Origin of the sequence: Actinoalloteichus spitiensis RMV-1378 (assembly GCF_000239155.1) — a bacterium.
Classification (GTDB): domain Bacteria; phylum Actinomycetota; class Actinomycetes; order Mycobacteriales; family Pseudonocardiaceae; genus Actinoalloteichus_B; species Actinoalloteichus_B spitiensis.
This window is the reverse complement of the sequence record NZ_AGVX02000671.1, coordinates 1-4,545: the sequence shown is the minus strand read 5'-3', so window position 1 is coordinate 4,545 and position 4,545 is coordinate 1. Positions and strand designations below refer to the sequence as shown.

At 73.3% G+C, this 4,545-nt stretch carries 4 protein-coding genes; 3 read left to right on the top strand and 1 reads right to left on the bottom strand.

The window, feature by feature from the left end:
• Positions 1-147: 147 nt before the first annotated feature.
• A complete protein-coding gene (locus ACTIDRAF_RS30875) occupies positions 148-843 on the top strand; it encodes a TetR/AcrR family transcriptional regulator (RefSeq protein WP_016701171.1) in 696 nt (231 codons plus the stop codon).
• The gene (locus ACTIDRAF_RS0223680; protein ID WP_016701170.1) at positions 840-1,748 is read left to right on the top strand and encodes an alpha/beta fold hydrolase; all 909 of its coding nucleotides are present in this window, start codon (positions 840-842) and stop codon (positions 1,746-1,748) included. Before ACTIDRAF_RS30875 ends, ACTIDRAF_RS0223680 begins: the two co-directional genes overlap by 4 nt.
• A gap of 279 nt (positions 1,749-2,027) precedes the next feature.
• Here the strand turns inward: ACTIDRAF_RS0223680 and ACTIDRAF_RS0223675 are convergent, their stop codons facing one another.
• Positions 2,028-2,828, bottom strand: a complete 801-nt coding sequence (locus ACTIDRAF_RS0223675; protein ID WP_016701169.1) for a TetR/AcrR family transcriptional regulator — start codon at positions 2,826-2,828, stop codon at positions 2,028-2,030.
• 236 nt (positions 2,829-3,064) lie between these two features.
• Between ACTIDRAF_RS0223675 and ACTIDRAF_RS0223670 the strand changes: the two genes are divergently transcribed.
• The gene (locus ACTIDRAF_RS0223670) at positions 3,065-4,288 is read left to right on the top strand and encodes an FAD-dependent oxidoreductase (RefSeq protein WP_016701168.1); all 1,224 of its coding nucleotides are present in this window, start codon (positions 3,065-3,067) and stop codon (positions 4,286-4,288) included.
• The last annotated feature ends 257 nt before the right edge of the window (positions 4,289-4,545 follow it).

Here is a 4,545-nt window from a genome sequence, read left to right as displayed (position 1 = left end):
CGGGGCTCACGGCCACCACCGGCCGACCCCGTCGCCGCCCCACGCACCCCGCCGTCGAGGACGCCCCCACCCCTCCGCCCGAGACACCCCGCCCCCGTAGTGACCAAAGTATGTATTGTGGTCACTACGACGTCCCCAGGAGAGGCGATGCCCCGACCACTGATCCCCAACAGACCGGACGCGATCCTCGACGCCGCCGAGGCCCTCGTCCTGGAACACGGCTACGACCGCATGACGATCGACCGCATCGCCGCTCGCGCCGGGATCGGGAAGGGCGCCGTCTACCGGGAGTACGACAGCAAGCCCGCCGTGCTCGACGCACTGCTCCGCCGGTCGATGCGACGACTCGTCGCCACCGTGCGACGTCGGGTCGTCGAGCACGAGGGGACGGTGGGGCTGAGCCTCGCGTGGCGCCTCGGCCTGAACGCGTTGCGGGCCGACCCGCTGATGCTGCGCTGCTACCTCGGTGACACCGACCTGCTCGGCTCCTACGTCCGCTCCGTCGAGGACGACCGGTACGTCTCCCGGCGGCGGTGGCTGGTCGAGTACCTGACGGCCATCCAGCGGGCGGGCGCCCTCGACGCCGAGGTCGATCCGGACGCCCTGGCCATCGTGCTCAGCTCCATCAGCATCGGTCTCATCTCGGCGTCCTCGGTGGTCGGGCCCATCAGCCCCGAGCAGTTCGACCGGGCGGTCGAACTGGTCATCACCCTCGTCGAACGCGGCCTCGAGGCGAACACCGCTCCCGACCCGGAACGGACCCGCCAGGCCCAGTTCGGACAGCTCGACCTGATCTCCCACCAGCTCGACCCCGCCACCACGACAGAGGAGCACCCCTCATGACACGGTCCATCTTCGAGTCGTCGGCGGACCTCAGCCTGGCCGGCGGACCCATCCGGCTGCACCAGGCCGGGCCCAAGGGCGCTCCCCCCGTGCTGCTGCTGCACGGCGCGATGCTGGACACCTCCGAGTACACCTGGCGCGGGATCCTGCCGGGCCTGGCCAGGGCGCACCGGGTGCACGCGATCGACTGGCCCCGGCACGGCGGCAGCCGCCCCTGGCAACGAGGTCGCCGCATCACCCAGGAACTCCTCGAACAGATCATCACCGAACTGCTCGACCACCTGGGCATCGCGAAGGTGACGTTGGTCGGCCTGTCCATGGGCGGCGGCGTCGGGCTCGGCTACGCGTTGAACAACCCCGACCGGGTCGAGCGCATCGCGGCGTTGGCGCCGGGCGGTGTCGGCGCGCGCCGCCCCTGGCAGTTCCTGACCTGGCTCACGCTGCGCACCCCGGGCATGCTGCGGTCGACGAGCTGGTTCCTCGCCCGCGACACCACCTACCTCCGGAAGTCGATGCGTGGTTTCCTCACCGCCGGTGAGGACACCCAGCACTTCGAGACCCTCCACGAACTCGCCCACGCCGAGTCGGTGGCCAAGCACCGGCACCGCGAGCCGGCGTTGGACGACTGGCAGGTGCTCTCCTACGGCCCGTGGCGGATGGCCCTCGACCACACCCCGCGGCTGCCGGGGCTCCGGATGCCGGTCCTGTGGATCCGGGGTGACGAGGACCCGCTCGTCGGCCACACGGAGCTGGCCACCGCCCACCAGTTGGCCCCCGACTCCCGCTTCGTGACGCTCACCGACGCCGGCCACGTGGCCCCGCTGGACAAGCCCGCCGAGGTGACCACCCTGCTGCTGGACTTCCTCGCCGAGGAGCGCGCGGAGGACACCGCACCCCGGGCCTGACGCGCCCTTCGGACCAGCTGACCCGCGCGAGCGGTGAGTGACCGACGGACGCCACGTGGACCGGCCACCGCGTTCCTCTCGCGGGCTGGCCGGGGAGCCGGTGCGCGCGTCGCGGAGCGCGCGGCTCCCCTCGCCGGGCCTCCCGCTCGACGTCCGCACCCCTCCCGGTGCCACCCCGGCGCCGGGAGGCAGGGGCTCGGCGGGTCGGCGGGTCGCACGAGCGGCGGACGGCCTGGGGCCGGGCAGTCCACCAGCCGGCGAGCCGGGCCGCCGCTCGCGTCACCCCGGGGGTTCGGCCACGCGGGTTGATCGCAGGAAGGCCGCCGTGAACTCCTCCACCGCCCGGTCGGTGGAGGGCAGCTCGTCACCGAGCGACGGGGCCAGCACGGGTCGCAGCAGCAGGTGCATGAGCATGGGGCCGACCAGCAGTTGGACGAGCAGCGGCATCGGCAGTGGCCGCACCCTCCCGGCTCGCACCTCGCCCATCACGAGCTCCCCGACGCTGCCGAAGAGGCGGGGGAAGTTCTCCTGGAGGAACTCGCCGGCCGGGCCGCCGGGCCGGCTGAGCATGTCACCGAAGATCGCCGGGATGACGCGCGGTTCCCGCTGGAACGCCGCGACCACCGCGCGGTAGATGGCGCGCACGGTGTCCTCCGTGGTGGCGGGCGGGTCACGCCGGAGGGAGTCGAGCGCCAGCACCGGGCTGTACCTGTCGAACACCGCCCCGAGCAGACCGTCCCGCCCCCCGAACACCGTGTGCAGGCTGGGCAGGGAGCAGCGCGCCTCCGCGGCCACCGCGTCCAGGGTCACCGCGCCGAGCCCCCGCTCGCCGATGAGGGTGGCCGCCGCCTCCACCGCCCGCTCCCGCACTGGTCGGCGACCACCGGGGTCGATCCCCGCATCGCGGACCGCCTCGTCCAGGCGAGCGCGGGTGCCGCCCAGCCGCCGCAGCAACGTGCTGCGGGAGATGCCGGCCGCCTCGGCGATGGCGGTCAGGGGTACGTCGGCGACGTCCTGCCCGCGCTCCCGGCTCGCGGCCAGCGCCGCCTGGACGAGTTCCGAACCCACCTGCTCCGACATGGTCCCCTCCTCGGCGCACCGCGACCCTACCGTTCGCCGCACGGGCACGAGCGGACTCGGATGACCGGGCACGGGGGGACCGCGTCGGCGCGATCGACCACGGCTCGCCGCCGCACGACATCCCCGCGGCCTCGCCGGAGTCGGGCGGTCACGACAACCTCGGGGTTGACACGTGGCACTTCGATATACATATCATCGTTCCAGATTCCATCGACGACGACGGTGAGGGGACGAGGATGACGACGAGCACGGTTCTCATCGCGGGGGGTGGACCGGCCGGCATGACGCTGGGCCTGCTCCTCGCCCGCGCGGGCATCCAGGTCACCGTGCTGGAGAAGCACGCCGACTTCCTGCGGGACTTCCGGGGCGACACGGTTCATCCGTCCACCCAACGCCTGCTCGACGAGTTGGGTCTCGGAGACGCCTTCCGGGCGCTGCCGCAGACCCCGCTGGGGAACCTCCTCCTCCCCGGTCCGGGTGGCGACCCGGTCACGATCGCCGACTTCACGCTCCTCCGGGGGACCCACCGGGAGGTGCGGATGGTGCCGCAGTGGGACCTGCTGAACCTGCTGGCGGAGGCGGCGAGCCAGGAACGCACCTTCACCCTGCGCCGGAACACCGAGGTGATCGACCTGGTCCGGTCACACGGGAAGGTCGCGGGAGTGCGGTACCGGACCAGCGACGGCGAGGAGGGCGTCCTCCACGCCGACCTCACCGTCGCCTGCGACGGCCGCGCCTCGGTGCTGCGACGCGCGGCCGGGCTGCGACCCGTGGAGTACCCGGTGCCGCTGGACGCGTGGTGGTTCCGCCTGCCCCGCACCGACGACGGCACGGCCGTCCCGGCCCTCATCCCGAGGTCCGTGGACGGTGCGATGCTGCTCGTCCTCGCCAGGGAGGGTTTCCAGCAGCTCGCCTTCCTCGCGGCCAAGGGGCGGGATCCGGAGCTCCGGGCGGAAGGGGTCGAGGCGTTCCGGCGGCGGATCGCCGCGATCCGACCCGACCTCGCCGAGGAGTCGGGGGCACTGCGGAGCATGGACGACGTGCACCTGCTCGACGTCAAGTTGAACCGGCTCCGCCGGTGGTCGGTCCCCGGCCTGCTCTGCATCGGCGACGCCGCGCACGCGATGTCCCCGGCGGGCGGCGTGGGCATCAACCTCGCCGTGCAGGACGCCGTGGCCACCGCCCGCCTGCTGGCCGACCCGTTGCGACGGGGTCACGTCACGCCCCGCGACCTCGCCAGCGTCCAGCGACGACGCCGGATGCCCACGGTCGTGATCCAGGCGTTGCAACGGGTGCTGCACCGGTCCGTCATCGCGCCGGCGTTCTCGGGGAGGCGGACGAACCCTCCCCGACCGCTGGTCGCGGTGGTGCGCCGCGTCCCCGCCGCTCGGCGGGCGCTGGCAGCGTTGATCGGCTTCGGCCCGCGCCCGGAGCGGGCGCCCGCGTTCGCCCGACGTTGAGCGGGACGGGACACGGGGGCGAACAGCTCCCTTCCCATCCACTGGGAAATGACCGCCGCCACCGGGCACTCGTCCGTCCCACCGGTCTCGCTATCGCCCGAACGGGGGATACCCTTCGGCTCGGCCCCGGTGCCGGTTGGCGGACGGGGACCCGGCGGAGAGGACGATGATGTCGACACCACCACAGGGCGCGGTCGCCCGCGTCGCCGAGCTGGCCGGTCGCTGGTTCGGTGTCCTCGTGATCCTCGGCGCGGCGG

Excerpts from the sequence above, each read along its gene's own strand:
- ACTIDRAF_RS30875 (WP_016701171.1), top strand. The coding sequence starts at position 148 with ATGCCCCGACCACTGATCCCCAACAGACCGGACGCGATCCTCGACGCC.
- ACTIDRAF_RS0223680 (WP_016701170.1), top strand. The coding sequence starts at position 840 with ATGACACGGTCCATCTTCGAGTCGTCGGCGGACCTCAGCCTGGCCGGC.
- ACTIDRAF_RS0223675 (WP_016701169.1), bottom strand. The coding sequence starts at position 2,828 with ATGTCGGAGCAGGTGGGTTCGGAACTCGTCCAGGCGGCGCTGGCCGCG.
- ACTIDRAF_RS0223670 (WP_016701168.1), top strand. The coding sequence starts at position 3,065 with ATGACGACGAGCACGGTTCTCATCGCGGGGGGTGGACCGGCCGGCATG.